Raw genomic sequence first — 22,542 nt, 5'->3', positions numbered from 1 at the left:
ATTTCTCCAACATCTGGTCAAATAAAAGCAAAGGATCATGCAAAAATTTCTACAGGACTTTTCCATCCCTGCTGTATTCGCAGGTTTTATTACATTTCTGATTGGTATCAGTGTTTCAGCTGTACTGGTGATTCAGGCTGCGCAGATTCTTGGTGCATCTGCTGAACAGATCACTTCATGGTTCTGGGCACTGGGACTCGGCATTGGTCTTTCAGGCTTAATTCTGTCATGGAAATTTAAATATCCCGTTGCAACTTCCTGGTCCACGGCGGGTCTTGCCCTGATTATTGCAACCGGCAGTGGTTACAGCCTGTATGAAGCAATAGGTGCATTTCTGGTCTGTGGTGCAGTCACTGCTGTACTTGGATTTTTAGGAATTTTTGAAAAAGTCCTTTCCTATATTCCACAAAGCCTGACCAGTGCCATGCTTGCAGGTGTATTGCTCAAGTTTGGCATTACGCTGTTTGCAAGCCTTCAGAATGACTGGGGCTTTATTCTGTCATTACTGGCAGTCTATATTTTTTCAAAGCGTCTTTCACCGCGCTACAGTATTGTCATCACTGTGATTGCAGGTCTTATACTCTGCCCATTGTTTATGGACTTTCATACGCCTGCCATACAGTGGCATCTTGCTGCTCCCGTATGGATGACGCCTGATTTCACCTGGTCTGCACTGTTTGGCCTGGCACTCCCTTTATTTGTGATTAACATGGCATCGCAGTATCTGCCAGGTCTTGCCATGATTAAAAGCTATGGTTATCAACCCCATGTGAACCAGCTGATAGGATGGACGGGAACCATACAGGCAATTCTTGCCCCATTTGGCTGTTACACCGTCAATATCGCTGCAATCAGTGCTGCCGTCAGCCTGGATGATCAGGTACATCCTGATTCATCAAAACGCTACATTGCTGGAATGAGTTGTGGTTTTTTCTATATTCTGATGGGACTTTTTGCAGCAACACTGACCAGCCTGCTGATGTCATTTCCTCATATTTTCATTGTTGCGCTTGCGGGTATCGCTCTGTTCGGTACCATCAGCCACAATATTGCCCTGGCGTTTCACAATGTCGGTGATCGTGAAGCCGCATTGATGACATTTCTGTTCAGTGCCTCGGGTGTCCAGTTTTTTGGTATAGGCTCTGCTTTCTGGGGACTTCTGTTTGGTTTTGCTGTCTCTGCTGTTTTAAAATTCAGAGCCCGTTAAATGATTGCGATGAAGCAGGATAAGTTCTTGAAATCAGTTCCTGCTTCATTTTTATAAAATCTTCTGCCAGTTTCATTTCTGCAAATCCGGTCAGCCAGACCCCATCAGCTGCATAACGCAATATCTTCAACTGCACAGACTGATCCGTATCTGCATGAATGGACAGTCTTTTTTCAAGCCACTGTGCCCAGATTGCGTTTAAATCCGGTTCAGTCAGCATGGTCATGGAAATTGCATCCCAGTATCGGCTTACAGCTGTCGCATTAGCATTCAGCGTAATCTCGATATATGCACGGGTAAAACAGCCATAGCTTTCAGTATCTGCACAGATCAGTTTTTCTGTCTCTGCATCAATCTGACTCATGACAAAATGAAGCATGGCTTCCAGTAATGCCTTTTTATTTGGAAAATGGTGAAAAACACCACCTTTGGTGACTCCGGCCATTTCAGCCACAGTCTGTATTGAAACTCCACTGACACCTTTTTCAGCTGCAAGAATCATGGTGTTTTCAAGGATCAGTTTACGGATATGTTCCGGATCTTTTTTCCGCTGATATGCATTGACCATCTTAATGTCCTGAAGAAGCTGAAAACAGATTGATGACCATCACACCCGCGACAATCAGTCCAATACCCAGCATTGCGGGTAAATCCAGCTGCTGGCGGAAAAAAATGAATCCTACAACAGCCGTCAGAACAATGCCAACCCCTGCCCATATCGCATAGGCTATTCCCAATGGTATAACCTTGATCACCTGAGCAAGCAGATAAAATGCAATCACATAAAGTACAACAACAACAAGCGTCGGTACAGGTTTAGTAAACCCTTCGGATTTGACCAGGAAAGCCGAACCGATCACTTCAGTGACGATAGCACAGGCCAGCAATGCATATGCTGTATAAACAGGATTCATTTTCTCATCCAGAATAAAGATACCAATCGGTTGGTATCTTATACATTTCATGATAAAAGACAAGATTTTCAGCTGAAAATCTACAAAAAATATATTTTTAAACCTGGAGTCCACCTGAAACCCTCTGAAAATTGACTGAATCAGGCATGACTCAGACTTAATCAATCAACTACTCATTAGAAATGTAATCAATAGTATGAAAAACTGAATTTCGACAATCAGCTCCTTATACCGACTGAATCAAAATAGCTTTCATAAATAAAAAAACACACTGCATCACCTGGAATTATCTGTGGCTGCAGACACACTTTTTTAATGAATTTTACGGAATTAAGAGGGCTTAAATTGAACTTGGCAAGGCTCTGTGCTATCAATGAATTGAAAGGCAATGTATATAAATGATAAAGGAGACACCCATGTCCTATAACCATATTCTAGTTCCTGTCGATGGTTCACAAATCTCCTTTTCTGCTGTCCGCCACGCTGCAGAGATCGCTAAACAGTTCAATGCTCAGCTCAGTTTAATCAGCCTGGTCGCAGAAGACCCATTCACAGATGTCGATTTCTATTATTCTTCCGCCATTATGAAAGAGTACTTTGTACAGGCATATCAAAATGCTGAAAAAGCTCTCCAGGAAGCTTTGAAAATTGCAGATGATGCAGGTGTCAGCGCACAACCTAAAATTACCAAAGGCGAAGTTTCTGCTGAAGGGATTGTTGATGCAGCAAAAGATCTCAAGGCTGACCTGATCGTGATTGGTTCACATGGTAATAAAGGCTTCAAAAAGTTTCTTCTTGGCAGCTTTGCACAGGATGTACTGGGTTCAACCGAACTTCCGGTTATGGTCATTAAAGCATAACGCTTCAGCCTTACACTTTTCTGAACACTGTTACAGCTCAGTGCTCAGAACATGATCATGATCATGATCATGATATTAAAGAATACAAAAGCATAACTTTCACAGGAATATCACCATGACTTATAAACATATTTTAGTACCTGTAGATGAATCCCCTATTTCTTATGCCGCAGTTGAACAAGCTCTTTCCCTTGCTCAGGAACTGAAAAGCACAGTCACTGTTATGAGTGTCATTGCTGTAGACCCATTTGTCGGGGTGGATTTTTATAAAGTTGCTCCTGCAATTACAGACTATTTTATGCAGGCAGAAAAAAATGCTCAGGACCGACTGGCAGAAATAAAACTGTCTTTTGACCGTGATGGCATAACTGTAAATACACGAGTGGTTCGTGGTGTTGTGCCTTCTGAAGGTATTATTCAGATTGCTGATGAAGTGGGAGCTGATTTAATTATTATGGGTTCACATGGCAGAACCGGCTTCAAAAAGCTCATGCTAGGAAGTGTAGCCCAGAATGTTCTGACTCAGTCCCCTGTTCCGGTACTGATCGTCAAAGTCTGATCAACCAGAACTGCAATAAAAAATCCCTCTGTACCGAGGGATTTTTTATGCATATATTTTCAGTTGCATATTCTTATTTAATTGATCAGCCCAATTGCCTGTATACATCAGACACCACTGATCTATCCACCAATCGCCTTATTCAGGGTAAACAGATAACTTTCTGCTTCAATTCCATTATCAAATTCTTTCTGATACAGACCTGTGGTCTGTACACTGTTTGGTGTGTATTCAACCTGAACATTGAATCGACCATTTGCTGCACTTTTTTTAATTTTGACAGCGATAATATGCTGAGAATTTAAATAAAACCCATCTTCAATTTTTACTAACATATCAAGCTCCAAACAGATTTCATTTCAGATATTTAATGCTCACATCTTGAATACAGCACTATTGAGCCAAGTCAGTCATATCTGAATTTGTGTGATAATTTTAACTTATTTATTATGTTTAATTGTGGTAAATAAACATTTATTCATTTTCTTTGATTAATTTAACAACAAAACAAAAATAAGATCTTTTAAGTTTTGTTAATCAATTCTGTTTGTCACGGATATAAGAATCATTTCATTGCAAAAATTGAAGGACTGAACATAAAACAGCCTGCATAAGCAGGCTGTTTTTATACTGAACCAGTAAGAGTGAGTTAAATACTCAGCATACTGTTCAGTGTTTCACTGACATTCTTTGATTTAACCTGAGGCTTCAATGCTTCAAGTGCTGTTTTCACGTCACTGCGCTGAGGTTCAGCCAGCGTATACCAGCGGCTCAGAACCTGAAGTAAACGTGAACCTACGATTGGATTTTTCTCGTCCAGGTATTTTGCCAGCTGAATAAAATGCTGCACACCAAAACTCCAGGTATTTACAGGATTGGCATTCAGGCCACCACTGACAGAACGAATACGGTTCGGTGTACTCAGGTCATAATCAGCATGAGAAGTTAAATACTGAACCGTCTCTGCTGTTGCTTTTGGATGTGCTGCCTGAATCATAAACCACTGATCCAGAGACAGTGCTTCATCTTTGAAACGGGTATAGAAATCCTGCAATGCATCTTTAGCCTGAGCTGCATCATTCCATACCAGTACTTTCAATGCACCCAGCCGTTCCGACATATTGCCTGTCTGCTGATATTGCTGATAAGCCAGATCAAAGACTTCCGCATCACCCTGACGAGCCATTAAACTGAGCATGATATTTTTCAGCGCACGGACACCCATTGCCTGTGAAAATTCTTTCTGTTCTTCAGGCTGAAGTGACAGATACGTTTCTTTCACAAAATCACCCAGATTTTTTGCCAGCTGATTCAGCAGTGCTTCCCGAGCTTCATTTACGACTGCCGGATTATAATTCTGGTCAATACGGCTGCCCAAATAGCCCTCAGCAGGCACATCAAACAGGCGTGAAGCCAATAACGGATCTTTTGCAATCACTGCCGGTAAAGTCTGCTGAATGGCATTCAGATAAATCTGTGCGTCATGACCATTCAGTAAAATACGCTCAAGTAAGGTCTGTGTTGCCTGCCACTGGTTAAAACCGTTAGTTTCATACTGCAACAGAAATGCCAGTTCTTCATCAGAATAATTAAACTCAAGATTTACAGGTGCAGAGAAATTACGTAACAGTGAGGCGACAGGTTTTGCAGACACACCTGTAAACTCAATCGTTACTTCTGGCTGATCAAACAGATAAACACCATCTTTCACATTATTTTCCACAATAGCTGTGGAGTGCAGTGTTTCCTGCTCGCCTGTCTGTGCATTGAACAATGCCAAAGCCACAGGAACAGGTAATGCTTTTAAGTCTGGATATTTTGGATGTGTTTTCAGACTTTGTTTTAAATGAAGACGATACGTCTGATTTTCAGCATCATATTCACCTTTGGCTTCCAGTTTTGGTGTACCTGGCTGGTTATACCAGAGCAGAAACTCAGATAAATCCACACCAGAACCTGCAGTCAGAGCAGCAACCCAGTCTTCAACTGTAACCGCCTGACCATCATGGCGTTTAAAATATTCATCCGTTCCCTTACGGAATTTTTCCTTGCCCAGTAAAGTCGCCATCATACGGTTAATTTCTGCGCCTTTTTCATAAACAGTCGCTGTATAGAAATTATTGATTTCAACAAAATGATCCGGACGTGGTGGATGCGACAGAGGACCTGCATCTTCAGGGAACTGATGCGCTTTTAACACTGCTACGTCATCAATACGCTGAACCGCTGCTGACTGTAAATCTTCAGAGAACGACTGATCACGGAAAACAGTTAAACCTTCTTTCAGACACAGCTGGAACCAGTCACGGCAGGTAATACGGTTACCTGTCCAGTTATGGAAATATTCATGGGCAATCACAGACTGTACACGCATGATCGCTGCATCTGTGGTGTATTCCTCATCTGCAAGTACGCATGAAGTATTGAAAATATTCAGCCCTTTATTTTCCATTGCACCCATGTTGAACTGACTGGTTGCCACAATCATGTAGTTGTCCAGGTCATAAGGACGACCATAATGTTCTTCATCCCAGCGCATCGAATGTTTTAAGGCTTCCATAGCAATATGGCATTTTGGAATGTCTTTTTCTTCTGCATAAATTTCCAGCGCCACGTCACGACCTTCAGAAGTCGTATAACGGTCTTTCAGCACAGCCAGGTCACCGATCACACAGGCAAACAGATAAGATGGCTTTTTAGTCGGATCTTCCCAGACCGTATAGTGACGTCCTTCACCCGCTTCACCCGCTTCAATCAGGTTACCGTTGGCAAGCAGTACTGGATATTTTTTATCTGCTTCCACACGCGTGGTAAAAACAGAAAGCACATCTGGACGGTCAGGGTAGAAGGTAATTTTACGGAAGCCCTCAGGTTCATTCTGAGTCACAAATAAATCACCACCAGCCAGATACAGCCCTTCCAGTTGAGTATTGGTCTCAGGATGAATCACCACTTCTGTTTCAACAACAGCTTCATCCGGTGCATCACTGATGCTGAGCTGTTCAGCATCGAGCTTATACTCACTTTCAGACAGTTGCTTACCATTGATACTGATGGATTTCAGTTCCAGATCACGCCCCAGCAATACCAGATCTCCAGGGGTCTGACGCTGCATTTTCAGTGTTGCAGTAACGAGTGTCTGCTCCGCAAAAACACGGATATCCAGCTGGATGGATTCAACACTGAATGTCGGCTTCTGATAATCTTTTAAATAAACGGTCTGATCTGCTTCAACCACTGGATGTGCTGCAATATTCATATAATGTCCTGATTCTTCCGTCTGACGCAGACTGAGTGTTGTGAAATGAACCGATCAAAGGTCAGATTCCACAATCTGTCTGTTCTGTTGCTTTACCTTTCAATATGGGTCTTTATGCAACGGTTTTCAATCCATGCCTGTAAAAAACCGTTCAGGCAGATGAATATTTACACAATACATAAAGCGATATTGATAAATGAATGATTAAGCAGGCTATATGTACTGAACCGAAAAAATAAGCCTTTGATTAATATCTGTTTGGCATTGTTACTGTACAGATTTAAAAATATTTCTTCAAAACAGATACATTTTGAGCACATTTTTTGCTTGTTATCTTCTGTGCAAAGCGCACTATAAAAATCTACCTATATAAATGAGGTGCAGCATGTATTTAAAAGAACATATCGTCCGTGTTGAAAACATCAGGACCATGAAAGCACTGGATGCAGCAAACATTGACCACAAAGTGATTGCACTTTTTATGAGCTGCGAAGGAATTCCAATGAAACCTGGTGAAGTCAGTGCCATTCTGAACAGTTATGACTCACTCGGTTCCAGAAAAATTCTTCAGAAAAAAGTCCGTGCTCTACTCAATGCCAAACATGATGGACTGGAGGATGAATCATTACCCTGTCCTGCTGCCTATTGATCCAGCTCATTTATTCTTCATCTAAAGGAGCAGCTCAGGCTGCTCTTTTCATATTTCAATACCACTGCATTTATCATGACAGACATGTGTATAATCAATCCTGTGCTTCAGATTTTCAGGTAAACCATGCTTCCATTACATATTCTGCAAAAACAGCTCGATGAAAGTGCATTTTGCCCATTATGTAAAGGTTCGATGTACTGGATTGAAGCAGAACAATACGACCGTGAACTGAATTTTCATGAATGCAGTTACTGTGAACACCGTATTTATGCAGATCAGAAACAGAGTTGCCATTGCGAAAGCTGTGAGAAAAATAAACGTAAACTCATCAAGGAAGCGCTGTCCAAAGAAAGCTACAACCTGAAAAACAAAGGTAAAGATAAAGACATGGTTGAGCATAAACTCAATCAGCTCAGTTTTATTCAAAAACTGTTTTTACTTTCCATACTCGATGATCAGGTTTCTGAAAGTTCGCATCACCATGAATACATTGATTGGGAAAAGATTAAATACGTTCCTTTTTCTCCCAACTATCAGTATCAGAAAAGACTGATCAATCAGATGCTCGACCAGCAGATACTGATCTCCAGAGACTCTGCTGACACGGCAGGTCAGTACTATATTAATGTACGTCTCGATGGCTATTCAGAACCGAGTCTATACAGCATCACCTTCCGCCTAAGACAATGGTTTTACGAAAATCTGTCGCAGGGCATTCCCTTTAAAAGTGCCGATGAAGTAAAAGATGCGATTTATGAACTGCTGTATGAAAAAATTGTTCAGTTCATGCAGTACTACTGTCGCTTATGGCAGGTGCAGATTTCTGGAAACAACAGCTTTAAAGCCTTGTGTTACCGCCTGCTGGACAGCCTTGCCTGTGGACAGATTTTCTATCTGGTTCAGACTGCCCTGGATTATCTGCATTCCAAAAAACTTCTGCAGCTCCGTAACGAAAAATTCATCAATACCAATCTGCTGAAAAAAACAGTGGAACAATACCGTGAACGTGGACTGCAGGAAAAATGGGTCACGACAACCTTACCTCACCCTCCGCAGCTTCCATTCAGCGGTATGGCAGAAATCCTGTTTTTCAGATTTCTGGGCTATGATGAAATGATTTTTGTACAGCCCGTTTGGAAAATCTGGGAAAAAATAGAACCACGGCTTAAGTTCTATGCACTGAAACGCTGTATGCATTGTGGTTCAGATGAACTTGATATTGAATATGATGCACATAACCATATTTCGCTGTTCTGCAGAACCTGTAAACAGCAGGATCATTATTTTACACGATAGGTCTGCACATGAATCATCCTGAACATTTAGAAAATATCCTGACAGATACCTTAGTGACAGAACCCGATGCTTTACTGCAAAAAGTTACAGAGGCGTGGCGACAGCTTCAGATTCAGCAGCCTTTGGTGCAGTGTATAACCAATTCTGTTGCAGCCAACTATGTTGCCAATATTTTACTGGCAGCAGGTGCATCTCCTGCCATGATTGATAACCCTTTTGAAACAGAAGCATTTGCACAGGTGGCTGCTGCCGTCAGCCTGAATACAGGAACACCGACATCTGAACAGATGGAAGCCATGCGCATTGCTGCACGTACTGCTCACCATACGGGTACGCCCTGGGTTATTGACCCTGTGGGTTACAGCCCTTTACTCAAATGGCGTTCTGACCTGGTCAATGAAATTTTACAGTACAAACCTGCTGTTATTCGTGGGAATGCTTCCGAAATCAGTACGCTGGCAGGAAATCAGGTCAACAGCAAAGGTGTGGACAGTACGCTCAGCAGTAATGAAGTCTACAGCCAGGCAAAAGTTCTTTTGAACCATGCCGAATGTATCGCAATTTCTGGCGAATCCGATTATATACTGTGCAGAAGTACTGGGCAGATTATCAAAATTAATGGCGGTTCACATTTACAGCCTAAAGTAACGGCTACAGGCTGTGCACTGGGGGCATTGATTGCAGCCTATACCGCTGTCACTTCTGTTGAGATTGCGACCATTGCTGCCCATGTCCATTTTGCCATAGCAGGTAAACTGGCTTATGAGACTGCTCAGAAAACCGGAAGTTTCAATGTCGCATTTATGGATTATATCAATGGGATGAATGCTGAACTGATTCAGCAATATGCGGATATCGAACTGATATCCTGATGAGTCCTTAAAAGATACTTCCGCTCTGAACAGGCTTTTGGGACTCAGGTCAGGCGTCTGTCCAGAAACACATTCATTGCGGTTTCTGTCAATGTTCTGCCATCGAGTTTGCACAGACAGATCATTCCCTTTCCATAAAACCAGTCTGGAGCATGTTTCGTAAAAAAAGCACTGTGACTGTCAGGAACAATACCGCAATGCATCAGCTCATCGGCGGAAGGTACCGGTAAATTACAGTCCTGAATATAAATATCCTCGCCCCGCTGTTCTACATTCGGCTGTCTTTGGGCAATAAAATTCAGCATTTCCCTGTATTCTCCAGGGCTGTTCTTATCTTTGCGTGGAAAAAAATGTGATGATCGTGAAGCAAACAGCCCATACAGTCTGGGTTGAGCCAGTGTCGTGACAAACCAGTAGGGCGTAAATGGATACTTCATTCTATGGTTCATAATGAGCCGTACAGCCCCATTCAGTGTCTGATCCAGTTTTCTGTAGTCAGGCAGAAAACCTGCACGTGATGACACAATCAGAACCATACCCGTTTCTGTTTCAAGCTTCAGAATCGGAATAATATTCTGCCCGATCAGCCTGTCTTCGCAAAAATACTGAATCACATAAACTGAAATTGCTGCAGGATCATAAACAAAGTCCATGAAGCTCTGATCTGTCGTTTCAGGAAAAATCTGCTTATCCAGTTTCAGCATATCCTGAAATACGCAGTTTTGTTTTAATAAGGATATTTTCTTTAAATCAAATACAACTTCTGAAACATACATGATGGTTATTCCATTTCAGAAAATGGCATCTTATTTTTTTTGAATACCTGTGAATATCCCTGAAATCAGGTATTTGTACTCGATGGTAAAGTGATGGAATCCTACTATAAACCATAACATTTACGATAAGATACTGATTATTTAAAGAAATTAAGTCCATCCATTTTGTATAAACACACATTTTATAAAAATAATTTTATGAAATCATAATTTTTTATTATAATTATAATTCCTCCTTTCTTCTCACCTCCCCTTTCAGAATTGGTTTTCAATGTCAGCACGCAACAACAGCCAGCTTAAACATGGACTGAGCAACCGTCATATTCAGCTTATTGCTTTAGGTGGTTCCATTGGAACTGGCTTGTTCCTTGGTATTTCTCAGACCATTAACCTGGCAGGTCCTTCTGTTATTTTAGGTTATGCCATTGCCGGTTTAATTGCTTTTTTTATGATGCGCCAGCTGGGTGAAATGGTGGTGGAAGAGCCTGTCAGTGGTTCATTCAGTTATTTTGCTTATAAATTCTGGAGTCCCTTTGCTGGCTTTATGTCGGGCTGGAACTACTGGGTGCTGAATGTGCTGGTATGCATGGCTGAACTGAGTGCAATCGGTTTATATATTCATTACTGGTGGCCTGAGATTCCGACCTGGGTTTCTGCACTGGGATTTTTTATTCTGATCAATGTCATTAATCTGACGCATGTAAAAGTCTTTGGCGAAATGGAGTTTCTGTTTTCCATCGTTAAAATTGCAGCCATTATCGGCATGATCGGATTTGGTGCCTGGTTACTTGCCAGCGGTCAGGCAGGTGAAACCGCTTCTGTCAGTAACTTATGGGCTTTGGGTGGATTTTTTCCACATGGTCTTTCTGGACTAGTGATGGCTATGGCCATTATCATGTTTTCTTTCGGGGGAATTGAGCTCGTTGGTATAGCCGCAGCTGAAACCAAAAATCCGACTCAGACCATTCCTAAAGCGGTCAATCAGATTGTCTATCGGGTTTTACTGTTTTATGTACTGACTATTTTTATTCTACTGTCTTTATTTCCATGGAATCAGATTGCAGAAGGCGGCAGCCCATTTGTACTGATTTTTGACTCACTGGGCAGTCAGGGCGTTGCCACTGTTTTAAACTTTGTGGTACTGACGGCAGCCATTTCTGTCTATAACGGCACCAGTTACGGCACCAGTCGTATGCTGCTTGGGCTGGCAGAACAAGGCAATGCACCCTCATTTTTAAGCAGAATCAATAACCGTGGAATCCCTTATGCAGCAATTTTATGTTCTGCTGCAATTACGCTGATCTGTGTAGTACTGAATTATATCTTTCCGGACAAAGCCTTCAAACTGCTGATGAGCCTGGTTGTATCCGCGATTGTGATTAACTGGATGGTGCTGTCACTGACTCATCTTAAGTTTAAGCGGCATCAACTGAATTTAAATAAAAAGACACTGTTTCCAGCAATTGCTTATCCGTGGACAAATTATATCTGTGTCGCCTTTATGCTCGGCATTCTTGTTATTATGTGGAATACACCTGATATGCAGATTGCAGTAATACTGATTCCGGTATGGATTGCGTGTTTAAGCCTGGCTTACTGGTTTAAGCAGAAAAAAAGTAAAGCGGCTGCAGAAAAATAGTCGTGGCTGTATTTATAGGTCTAAGATAAGTGTATGGACAGCATCTTTAATGGCACCCTTCCGCTAAAGATGCTGTCCATGGAATCAAAGCCAATCTCCCAAATGTCTTTGATTCAATAAGATTATTTTAACTTGGTTTAAAATAAAATGTTTCCCGTAATAAAACGAATTGTTGTTTATTTCTGGAATAATATTTCAGAACTTCGCTACTTTTCCGAATTTTTTCCTGTGGTATAGCTTATGAACGATAGTCACTACACATTAGATAAGATTGACCGCAAAATTTTATCTGCTCTCCGTAAAGATGGTCGTCTTACCGTTGCACAGCTTGCAGATCTGGTGGGGCTGTCTTCCTCTCCCTGCTGGACCCGGGTCAAACGCCTGGAAAATCTGAATATTATTGAAGGCTATACTGCAAATATCAATCCTAAAGCCATTGGTATCAATGAGCTGTTCTTCATCGAAATCACTCTGGAAAGACACGATGACGATATTTTACAGCAGTTCAGTGAAGCCCTTGCAGAAATGCCCGAAGTTGTAGAAGCTCATCTGGTCACAGGTGATTATGATTATCTGGTAAAAATTGCGGTAAAAAATGCTGAACACTATGAACGCTTTTTAAGAAAGAACCTCTATTCAATGAAAGCTGTACGCCATACCCGCTCTATTTTTGCTTTGCGTTCGCTGAAACTGGCAAATACGGCTGACCTGCTGCTGATAGAGTGAATGTGGTTATACTTTTTATTATCCAGATCCTTGCTGAATCATGTGAAAACTTCATGTGCAAAGACAACAGACACATAAATGAAAAAGGCTGAACAATCAGCCTTTTTCATATTTTAAACAGTCAAAGATCAACTTTAAATATTTCAAAACAGCTGAAATGCTCCTGAAGCCCAGCCACGTGCAGACTTACTGCCCACCGATGGCAATGGCTGCCCACCATAAATAACCCGCCCCTGTCTGTCCTGATAACTCAACCATGCCTCAGTATTACTGAAACCGACAGGTGCTTTTGTATAATCACAAACGCCATCCGGAAAAACAGCTTTCAGGCGTTGTAGCTGAGTATCTGTAAAGCGGACTTTATTGCCATAATCAGAAGTATTGAGCGGTTTCAACTGACATTTATTTGCATAGGTTGTCATACTGTCACCTGCAACCATCCGAGGGGTTCTGTGCACTGGTAGCAGTGTGGTTGAACATAGCTTCGAACGGTCAATGCCACCCACTCCATTCATACACGAATCTTTTATATCAGCTGGTTTATTTCTGGTCAGCTTTTCAGCCAAAGGTACTGCGCTGTTATCCTTTTCCACCTGAGTCAACCAGCGATCCATATCAGTAAAACTGACTTCCAGACATTTCGGATCTGCAACCAATGCCAGAATTCCACCATAAATAACATGGTTGTTATAATTTCCATGTGCTTTTTCAAGCCTTGCCCGTACAGCAAAAGCTCTGTAGGCATCATGGAATAAGCCTTCATCTGGACCACGGCAGTCAATGATTGCCACTTTATCCAGGTGATTGGCAACATTGATCAGACCTGTGCGGTAAGCATTTCTTAATGCACCTTCGTTTGCTTCCAGACGCTGAGGTACATCCTTAATGTCAATATTGACCCCTCCCAGACGTTCATTCAGCAGTACAAATTTTTCCGCACTGATCACGCCATTCATCACACTGTCCAGTCCGTACTGAACTCCGACATTGTCAATCGGTAAACCCGCAAAACCGCGTCCGAGCCTTTTTTCATTGTCCGACCAGATCTGCTCTGGGCGTGGCGCCAACATATTGATAGCAGCATCTGTAATGGAACAGCGAACGCCCGCAGGATGATTCACAGGATGATAACGCTGACTTTCAGAAATTCCATTACACGCTCCATCAGGGCGGGCGACTTCAAACTGTGCAAGTTCACTGATATAACTGTTTAACTGAGATACATGTCCTTCAACATGGGCAATTTCCCATTCAGCCCATAATGCACCGGTCTGTAAGGGTTTTGAAAAATAATTGATCATCAGATGGTAGTCAGCAAACTGTGATGCTGTACTCCAGGCATCAGGAAATGAGCAGGTCGGTAATATTCCCTGATAAATTCCAGGATATGCGTTTGCAACCCACTGGGCTGCCAGTGAACCGCCTGAACAGCCCTGCCCAATGGTATATCGCAGTTTTCCATACTGCTCAACAAAACGTTCTTTTGCCATGATCAGTGATTCTGCCTGAACAGCTAAATTACAGTTATGTCCACTGTTGGAAAGTGCAGTAGACATGACAGCAAAGCCTCGTCCCAGCGCAGTTACCGTTATGTCCGGTAAAATAGCTGCGGAGGTCGCAATCACTGTTGGAGATGTTCCACTTTGATAATCTGTTCCACAGCTGGAACCATGCGTCACCACCAGTTTATGATTGAACTGCGCCTGGGGTTGCAGTGCTGTCCACGGTCGGGACGGATCAAAAAGCACCGCATAGCGGTATTCATCACGGTTCTGATAACCTACTTCTTCGCGGATAATAAAAGGAACCGTTACACCTGCATCCGTTGTTGCCGTAGCAATCAGACCTGCTGCCGGCGGTTTTGAAGTATTGTATTTCTGAATCAGACCGACCTTGTCTTTATAATAATAATTGTACTGCACTGGCTTATTGCAGGATGCATCCGTTGACCCATTTGTACATGTCCACGGATTTAACTGAGGTCCTGATAAGACAGGTCCATCTGTACTGTGATTGGTCAGAACCAGATTCTGAAAGTATTTAGCGGTACTGACATTCAGCTGATTATCCCCTTGCTTCAGCCCCTGAAGCAAAGCAGCCTTGTCAGAATTATTAAAAAGTGATGTGATGTCTTTGCCGTTTAATATGACCTGATACTCAGATGAAGCAGCATCAACAGGCAGATCCAGTGCAATCAGCACATCATTGTCTGTGACCAGATCAGGACGTGTAGATAAAACTTCCACCATTTCTTTTTCAGTTTTTCCATTTTCAGCAGCAGAATTTCCCTGACCAGAACCACCGCTGCCCCCTCCACCACAGGCGCTTAATAAAAATCCACAGACTGCCAGATTTAAGGCATGTAATGTATATTTACTGCTCATAACTCAACCATCCATTGCTTTATTTGTTTTAAATTAATTATTTATATTGTTCGCTTATTAAGCATAATAAGTGCGTTAAGCAATCGTGCTTTTTTATTGTTATTTAATGTAATAGCTCATTTTTTATTTAATAAGCAAAATGAATCACATTTATGATCACTTTTAAAGCTGTGACTGAGCAGATCGGACAATTCAGACTGCCCAACAAAACAGGAATTATTAAGTGAAAAATAATATATATAAAATAATTATGTTTTTCTTTATTACAGTTCTGTTACTTTGGTTGTTTTTTAATCCAGATAATTATCAGATCCAACTTCTGTAAGCGTAAATCCTGAATCTGATCGAAATTATGCAGCAGGCAATTGAATAAACCTCTTACTTCCAAACAGCTCCTGATGACTTACTGGAACAATTGTGCTTTAATACCTTCAGTATGAGATGAGCCTTATATGAGTATCACGCGAGTGGTACGATCAGCCCCTGAAATATGGGGCTTTTTAATGCCTGAAATTTATAATCTGCAAATCAAAAAGTTAAAAAAACAGATATTGTATTTTCAACACAATATCTGTTCTGAAGTCCTGACAGTACAGTTTATTCTTCTGTTTCCAGTTCCCTGGAAACACTGTTTAAATCATCCATACTGATTTTAATATTCTCAATATCATCACCATCCATCATTGCACGGCTTACTGCTTTACGTGTCGCACGTGTCACCAGTGAACTCAGGTCACGACCTGACAACCCTGCTGTGATAGCTGCCAGATTTTCTGCCTCAGTTACAACATCAAAATCCACAGGCTTGTTCTGCAACAATAAAGCTAAAATTTTAGCGCGTGAACTTTCATCCGGCAGACCGATTTCAATTTTGCGCTCAAAGCGGGAAAGCAAAGCAGAATCGATATTGTCAGGGTGATTACTCGCTGCCAGTAAGAAAACCTGTCCAGCTTTACTGGCTACACCATCAATTTCCTGAAGCAACTGCCCAACAATCTCCTGAACAAATCCATCAGAACTGCCACCTCTCGAACCTGCAACGATATCAATTTCATCTATAAATACAATACAGGGTGCCTGTGAACGCGCACGCTCAAACAGTGCTTTCACTTTTGAACCAGACTGACCGGTATAATTTGCTTTTAAGTCTGAAGTTGCCGCTGCTATAAATGAAAGACCCGACTGACCTGCTAAAACACGCGCGATCTGGGTTTTACCTGTTCCTGGCGGACCATAAAGTAAAATACCTTTAGGCGTGGAAATCCCCATTTTTTCCAGACGTTCTGAGTTGCGTAATTCTTTGCCGAGGTTCATAAACTCATTTAATGACTGCTCAGGCAGAATAATATCTTCCCAGGATAGAGTCTTGATCTGCGTTGAAGACTTGCCTCTCAGCTTGCGCACCTGCTCAACAATTTTATCGGTATCCAGGTCTGAATTGAAATTTTCAGCAACCAGGGTCGCAACCAGTGTATGAATATCCCGTCCAGACATTCCAGTGGTTTCTGTTACAAGCTCATCGGATACTTCCAGCTTGAAATCAGCCTGGTTGAATTCATTTTCAAGAATTTTTCGACGCTCTTTATCACTTGGCAGACCAATTTCAACAGTTGATGTGAAACGGGACAATACTGCTGTATCCAGAATATCAAAACGGTTGGTCGCACCAATGACAAAAACCTGACCTGCTGCCTGATTAAAACCATCCCATTCAGAAATAAAAGTCTGAACCAGTTCATTACCGAAGCTGTCATTGTCAACACCACCACGTTTTGCAAATGCGCTTTCACATTCATCTACAAACAATATGGTCGGTGCATTTTCACGACAGCGCTTCCAAAGCTCTTTCACTTTTGGTGCAGTCTGACCAATGTGCCCGGCTTTTAAATCTGCAATATTGACAGCTTCAAAATGACAGTCTGCATGTTTTGCCAGTTTACGGGCAATCAGGGTTTTACCTGTTCCGGGTGGACCATAAAGCAATACACCTTTTGGCGATGGCTTACGCCCTGAAATAAATAAATCAACCAGTTTTAAAATACGGTCCAGCGTTTCTTCTTCAATTGAAACATCTGACCAGTTTATTTCAACTTCTTTTAAAGTTTTAATACGCTGCAATAAAGCATCAACCTGCTGCCCTGCGCGACCACTTTCTTCGGCATGTTCAGCATAGCTCTGAATCGCTTTAATCTCATCTCTGGTCTGAGTACCCAGCTGCTCCATAAGCTCACAGTATAAAGACCAGTCCCAGCCATCCGTGTTAGCTCTAACACCAATAACCTGCGGTTTCCCCTGATTTTCAGGTATATGAACAAAAGCAAATTCACTGTTTACGGATGCTGAAGAATTGATCACAAGAAAATCTGCATTTTTCAGATCGCCATACTGTTTGTCCATTTTCCAGGTCGTCGTATTACTCTCACCCTCTTTTACCGGTGCGCGAACAGCCAGATATGGAAATGTACTGTCACTGCTTTCTTTATCAGAAAAATGCATCAGTAAAACTGGAAACGTACTCAGTTTTTGAATAGATTCACGTTGCTTCGCTGTATTTAAGAGTCCCTGTTTTTTCATTCCAGTTCTTACAAGCCAGACATATATACCAATGCTTACAATCAGTCCGAAAAATTTACCCAGAAAATAAGGGATTCCGAAAAGCAGAATCAGTCCGACTACAAAGGCTACAAATGGATATTTGCATGCAGGTACCAGGGTCAGAGATTTTGTTAAACTTTCACTGCTGGCCTGTTTAACCAGATCAGCACTTTTTTGTTCGCATAAATTTTTCAGCTTATGCTCAGCACTGCGTGCTGCCTGCTCAACTGCCGGTAAATACTCTTTTGCTTTAGCTTCAAGTTCATAGTATTTTTTTGTCTGTACTTCCAGTTCAGCGACAGCTTTATCGTACTGCTGAATCAGATATCCCGTCTTTTCCGTATCTAAATTTGTCATTTTTCAACCGATAAAATATTATTCCCCATTGTAATAATATGTGAAAATTTACGCTTTTCACAGCTTAATATACTTATTTTTCAATTATTTAATTTATCTAAATCATCGATTAAAAATATTTAATCACTCTTTTAAAAAGAAGCCATCCTTTCCCCTTTTTATAAAAAACAGGGCTTATATTCTGCAGAAAGTGAGCTGTATACTTTCCTGCATCAGCAGTTTTTCAATATTTCTCCTGTTCACAAATAACCTATACATTCCAATTATTTAGTTTAACTTAAACACATTACCTACATAAGTTCACAATTTATACGCTTTCTGTTTATTATTATTTACAAACTATACTCAGTCACTAGCTGCCATAAAAATGAAGAAATTTTTAAAATACCTGATCATTTTGATCGTTATTGTTCTCCTGCTCGGTCTTGTCTTCCTGTTTCGCCCTATCGCCTCGAAAACCGTTACTACTAAAAATGATGAACCAATTATAGATGTGGTTCTGATTGGTGGCGGGATCATGAGTGCAACCTTAGGTACTTACCTGAATGAGCTGGAACCTGACTGGAAAATCCAGATGTATGAACGACTGGACCAGGTCGCTCAGGAAAGTTCTGCAGGTTTGAATAATGCAGGTACGGGGCATTCTGGCTTTATGGAAATGAATTACACACCTGAAGCAGATGGCAAAGTGGATATTAAAAAAGCCATTGATACTGCTTCACAGTTTGAAGTCAGTAAGCAGTTCTGGTCTTATCAGGTTAAAAATGGCGTTTTAGCTGAGCCTAAAAGCTTTATCAACCCTGTTCCTCATATTGCATTTGTCTGGGGTGACAGCGTTCCTTATATGAAAAAACGCCATGAAGCGATGCTTCAAAGCCCGATGTTTGAGGGTTTAAAGTATACTGAAAACCCTGCTGAGATTAAGCAATGGGCACCTTTGGTCATGCAAGGTCGTGATCCGAATCAGAAAGTTGCTGCAACACGTATGGAAGTCGGTTCAGATGTAAACTATGGTGCGATTACCTCTCAGTTAATTAACCATTTACAAAAACAGTCTAACTTTAAAGTTGAAACTTCAACTGAAGTCACCGGTATCAGTCCAAATGCGGATAAGACCTGGACAGTTACATTTAAAAATCTGAAAGATAAATCTGTCAGCCATGTGAAAACCCGTCATGTATTTATCGGTGCGGGCGGTGCTGCAATCAGACTTTTACAAATGACGGGTCTTGAAGAAACCAAACAATATGCGGGCTTCCCGATTGGCGGTATTTTCCTGATGACGGATAATCCTGCGGTGACTTCACAACACACTGCAAAAGTTTATGGTAAGCCTGAATTAGGTGCGCCTCCTATGTCAGTTCCGCATATTGATACACGTTATATTGATGGCAAAAAATATGTTCTGTTTGGACCATTTGCAACCTATTCAAACAAGTTCCTTAAAAATGGTTCTCAGTTTGATTTGATGGATGCAACCAATAAAAACAACGTGATCCCAATGGCAACGATTGGTATTGAAAATCTTGATCTGGTGAAATACTTAGTCAGCCAGGTTGCGATGTCTCAAAAAGATCAGTTCAATGAATTGAAAAAATATTATCCTGATGCAAAATTTGAAGACTGGAAACTGAACCAGGGTGGTCAACGTGTTCAGATCATTAAGAAAGTTCCAGGTAAGGATGCAACCTTACAGTTTGGTACTGAAATTTTTGCTTCTAAAGATGGTTCGATCACAGCTTTATTAGGTGCTTCTCCTGGTGCTTCAACTTCGCCATATATTATGTTGAATCTGATGGAAAAAGCGTTCCCTGAACAGGTTAAAGGTAAGTGGAATCCTAAGTTGCATGAGATTGTAAAATCGTATCAACAGGATTTGAATGCTAACCCTGCTCTGCTTGATCAGGTTCGTACTTATACCAGTTCTACACTTGGTTTGAACTATACGCCTACACGTAAAGCTGCCAATGATGCAACTGTAAGTACACCTGCTGTGGCGAATGCTCAGTAATATATAAGCCTTTCAATAAAAAAGATGAGCAACTGCTCATCTTTTTTTGCTTCTTAAATTCACTTTTAAAATTTACTTTTAAAATGCTTACTCGATGTCATAGACCCATTTTTTAGGGTCTAAATCACTTGTTGTTTCACAGACATAGTAATCATGATCCCAAGCATCCTGATTGAAAATCTCTTTTTTGAAATAAGTGATTTGTTTGCCATTTTCAATACAGACAAAGCTGTCACCTTGGTCTTTGACTTGTGTTCCGTTGAGGAAACCGCCTATACAGAGGAATCGGGATTGTTTAGACATCCAATTTACTCAACATCCGATTCATAAAACCATCATAATTACCAATTTGATGTGTCCAAAATTTATCATCCTCAATATCATTAATAAACTTAAGAGGATCAATATTATTTACAACCCCCTCTTCATCCAATAAACCATCTACAATCGAATCCATAAAATCAACTTTTCCATTTAAGGATATAATTATTTCATCCATAGATATTTTAAGATGATTACCAAAATACTGATGATCAAATTCTAAAGTTGTATCTATAATCCAAGAGTGAATTTTCACATCATCTACATTATCAAAATATTGCTTTAAAAATTCATTTCTGACGTAGGCTACTTTTTTTGATAGTTGATAAGCTGCCTTATTTAAAGTGAAGTTTCTATATTCGTAAATTTCTTGAATACTGCTTTTAATGTATGTCGATTTAACCTCTGCCACAATCACATTGTTATCGTATAGCGCTATAAGATCAATCTCACCAACCTCTCTATCTTGAGGCTGATATTGGCAAAACACTTGAAATCCAGCATTTTTAAATTTATCAGCCAGATTTAATTCAATATTATCAGTTTCACTTCTAAGCTCTGAACGATTTTTATGAAGTTTACGAACATAGTTAATCATCATTGTGTTCACATTTTGAAATGCTGTTAACCAAGGAAATTGAAAAATAAAATCATCAATTTTATAGAATGGCTTTTGTTGAAAGGTAGAAATATCATTCTCATGATATAAATCACAACTCCAAAAAGTTAAGATTTGAGCCATTTTCTTTTTTTTGACAGTATTTGAACTTCCTTTTACCCAAGAAGACATTGTTTGTATCTTATCTTCATGCTTGGCAAATGTGAAAGGCATTCTATTTTCACCTATCACAAAACCATGCATAGTCATCTGTGCTAATGCATGCAAATTACTTTTTGCATTAGGTAAAAAACACATAAATTTTTCTATATGATCTTTAAAATAATGAGCTTGTGACAAAGTCATGGTGATCATTGTTTCATAAGCATCGAGCTTTTGATTATTAATACTGAATTGTGAGACCCCATAAACTTTAGATAACTGCTCTTGTATACCAAACGCTTTTGATAGTGCAACTGCATTAGCCTCTAAATTATCACCCGTATTTATAATGCTGTATATTGCATCAGAATTTAGTAATTTTTCAGCACCAACACTAAACCAATAGTTTATTAATAACACATTTTTCTCTGACCAATTATCCTTATTCTCTTCTGTATTTGTATAAATCAGTTCTGAATTGTTTAGCTTGTAATTTACCTGCTTATCAAAACAAAACGACTCTAGTACATTTCTTTTATAATTAATAATCTCAATTTTAATAGCCACAAGTTTTTTATAAAGTTCATATTGCTCTTGAAGCGGTAAGGTCATACCCTCATCAATCAAAAAAGGCATTAATTTATTTTTTAAAGCTAAAGCTATTGATTGTTCAGTTAATCTTCTAGTATTTTTATTAGATGTTTTAACAATCTCATCAAAAGCTTTCCAAACTGTTTCCGCTGAATTTTTTTCGATTGTGTCAAACTGATAAGGTAAATAATCAAAATAATCTTGATTAGGTATCAAATACTCATAAGCATATAAACTGCCAAAAACCATAGCAGTGACTTGACCTATATTAAGCTTATTTTTTATATCTTCATAAATTTCTAGTCGATGCTTATATTGTGATTGTAAATATTGTACTGTCTGAAAAAAAGCATGTAGTGTTTCATTTTCTATTTCTTGTTCAATTTCATTTAGAACACACCACGAATTATGATCTGATCGAAGGATTAACCCTGAATAACGCACCGATAAAATAAAACTTTGAATATTTCGTTTTAAATAATTTATACAAATATTTTTATTAGTAATGCCAAACCGTATATATTGGCTTAATGCGAGAATATAATTTTCATGCCTTACATTATCTTCTGTAAGTAAGTTTATAAAATTTGATTGCCAAAACATATCAAATTTATTTTTATAATTTTCAAATTTTGGCTGTGAACTTTTATATAAAAGCTCTTCTACAATTTTTTCTTTTGCGACCACAGAATCAAACTCAAATACGAGAGATTCAAATTTTTTTTCATAATAATTTTGCATAAAAATAAGGGCTGAATGATCA

The 22,542-nt window shown here is 40.1% G+C and carries 18 protein-coding genes; 9 read left to right on the top strand and 9 right to left on the bottom strand.

The window, feature by feature from the left end:
* The first annotated feature begins 37 nt into the window (after nt 1-37).
* Nucleotides 38-1,207, top strand: coding sequence for a benzoate/H(+) symporter BenE family transporter (locus CDG61_RS07280; RefSeq protein WP_087550259.1), 1,170 nt, complete (start codon nt 38-40; stop codon nt 1,205-1,207).
* Here CDG61_RS07280 and CDG61_RS07275 read toward each other — a convergent pair.
* Both CDG61_RS07275 and CDG61_RS07270 read right to left on the bottom strand, forming a co-directional pair.
* Nucleotides 1,194-1,775, bottom strand: coding sequence for a TetR/AcrR family transcriptional regulator (locus CDG61_RS07275; protein ID WP_087550260.1), 582 nt, complete (start codon nt 1,773-1,775; stop codon nt 1,194-1,196). The genes CDG61_RS07280 and CDG61_RS07275 overlap by 14 nt on opposite strands.
* A 1-nt stretch (nt 1,776) precedes the next feature.
* Nucleotides 1,777-2,121: an SMR family transporter gene (locus CDG61_RS07270; RefSeq protein ID WP_087550261.1), complete on the bottom strand. Its 345-nt coding sequence runs from the start codon at nt 2,119-2,121 to the stop codon at nt 1,777-1,779.
* Between the two features lie 416 nt (nt 2,122-2,537).
* Between CDG61_RS07270 and CDG61_RS07265 the strand changes: the two genes are divergently transcribed.
* Nucleotides 2,538-2,981 (top strand): universal stress protein, encoded by a 444-nt coding sequence (locus CDG61_RS07265; RefSeq protein ID WP_087550263.1) that lies wholly within the window; start codon nt 2,538-2,540, stop codon nt 2,979-2,981.
* 115 nt (nt 2,982-3,096) lie between these two features.
* Complete coding sequence (locus CDG61_RS07260) at nt 3,097-3,540, top strand: universal stress protein (RefSeq protein ID WP_087550264.1); 444 nt, start codon at nt 3,097-3,099, stop codon at nt 3,538-3,540.
* A 122-nt stretch (nt 3,541-3,662) separates the two neighbouring features.
* On the opposite strand, the gene CDG61_RS07255 is transcribed toward CDG61_RS07260, so the two are convergent.
* Nucleotides 3,663-3,875: a hypothetical protein gene (locus CDG61_RS07255; RefSeq protein ID WP_087511547.1), complete on the bottom strand. Its 213-nt coding sequence runs from the start codon at nt 3,873-3,875 to the stop codon at nt 3,663-3,665.
* Nucleotides 3,876-4,189: 314 nt separating this feature from the next.
* Entirely contained in the window at nt 4,190-6,799 is a 2,610-nt protein-coding gene (pepN, locus tag CDG61_RS07250) for an aminopeptidase N (protein WP_087550265.1), read from the bottom strand.
* A gap of 385 nt (nt 6,800-7,184) precedes the next feature.
* Here pepN and CDG61_RS07245 point away from each other — a divergent pair, with 385 nt between their 5' ends.
* The 3 genes from CDG61_RS07245 (at nt 7,185) to thiM (ending at nt 9,619) form a co-directional block, all read left to right on the top strand.
* Nucleotides 7,185-7,448 carry a hypothetical protein gene (locus CDG61_RS07245; protein ID WP_087550266.1) on the top strand — a complete coding sequence of 88 codons (264 nt, stop codon included), beginning with the start codon at nt 7,185-7,187 and terminating at the stop codon, nt 7,446-7,448.
* 126 nt (nt 7,449-7,574) lie between these two features.
* A complete protein-coding gene (locus CDG61_RS07240; RefSeq protein ID WP_087550267.1) occupies nt 7,575-8,747 on the top strand; it encodes a hypothetical protein in 1,173 nt (390 codons plus the stop codon).
* 8 nt (nt 8,748-8,755) lie between these two features.
* Nucleotides 8,756-9,619, top strand: coding sequence for a hydroxyethylthiazole kinase (thiM, locus tag CDG61_RS07235; RefSeq protein ID WP_087550268.1), 864 nt, complete (start codon nt 8,756-8,758; stop codon nt 9,617-9,619).
* Between the two features lie 44 nt (nt 9,620-9,663).
* Here the strand turns inward: thiM and CDG61_RS07230 are convergent, their stop codons facing one another.
* Complete coding sequence (locus CDG61_RS07230; RefSeq protein WP_087550269.1) at nt 9,664-10,395, bottom strand: hypothetical protein; 732 nt, start codon at nt 10,393-10,395, stop codon at nt 9,664-9,666.
* Nucleotides 10,396-10,666: 271 nt separating this feature from the next.
* Between CDG61_RS07230 and CDG61_RS07225 the strand changes: the two genes are divergently transcribed.
* Both CDG61_RS07225 and CDG61_RS07220 read left to right on the top strand, forming a co-directional pair.
* Complete coding sequence (locus tag CDG61_RS07225; protein ID WP_087550270.1) at nt 10,667-12,034, top strand: amino acid permease; 1,368 nt, start codon at nt 10,667-10,669, stop codon at nt 12,032-12,034.
* A 240-nt stretch (nt 12,035-12,274) separates the two neighbouring features.
* On the top strand, nt 12,275-12,760 hold the full coding sequence (locus CDG61_RS07220) for an Lrp/AsnC family transcriptional regulator (RefSeq protein WP_087511535.1): 486 nt from the start codon (nt 12,275-12,277) through the stop codon (nt 12,758-12,760).
* A gap of 143 nt (nt 12,761-12,903) precedes the next feature.
* Here CDG61_RS07220 and CDG61_RS07215 read toward each other — a convergent pair whose 3' ends face one another.
* Complete coding sequence (locus CDG61_RS07215; protein ID WP_087550271.1) at nt 12,904-15,144, bottom strand: DUF6351 family protein; 2,241 nt, start codon at nt 15,142-15,144, stop codon at nt 12,904-12,906.
* A gap of 597 nt (nt 15,145-15,741) precedes the next feature.
* Nucleotides 15,742-18,096 carry an AAA family ATPase gene (locus tag CDG61_RS07210; RefSeq protein ID WP_087550272.1) on the bottom strand — a complete coding sequence of 785 codons (2,355 nt, stop codon included), beginning with the start codon at nt 18,094-18,096 and terminating at the stop codon, nt 15,742-15,744.
* A gap of 367 nt (nt 18,097-18,463) precedes the next feature.
* Between CDG61_RS07210 and mqo the strand changes: the two genes are divergently transcribed.
* Entirely contained in the window at nt 18,464-20,107 is a 1,644-nt protein-coding gene (gene mqo / locus CDG61_RS07205) for a malate dehydrogenase (quinone) (protein ID WP_087550273.1), read from the top strand.
* Between the two features lie 87 nt (nt 20,108-20,194).
* Here the strand turns inward: mqo and CDG61_RS07200 are convergent, their stop codons facing one another.
* Nucleotides 20,195-20,410 carry a hypothetical protein gene (locus CDG61_RS07200; protein WP_087550274.1) on the bottom strand — a complete coding sequence of 72 codons (216 nt, stop codon included), beginning with the start codon at nt 20,408-20,410 and terminating at the stop codon, nt 20,195-20,197.
* Nucleotides 20,403-22,520 (bottom strand): hypothetical protein, encoded by a 2,118-nt coding sequence (locus CDG61_RS07195; RefSeq protein WP_087550275.1) that lies wholly within the window; start codon nt 22,518-22,520, stop codon nt 20,403-20,405. The genes CDG61_RS07200 and CDG61_RS07195 overlap by 8 nt, the downstream gene beginning before the upstream one ends.
* Between the last annotated feature and the right edge of the window lie 22 nt (nt 22,521-22,542).

Origin of the sequence: Acinetobacter sp. WCHAc010052, from assembly GCF_002165295.2 — a bacterium.
In the GTDB taxonomy this organism is placed as follows: Bacteria; Pseudomonadota; Gammaproteobacteria; order Pseudomonadales; family Moraxellaceae; genus Acinetobacter; species Acinetobacter chinensis.
This window is presented reverse-complemented; position numbering and strand designations above follow the sequence as displayed.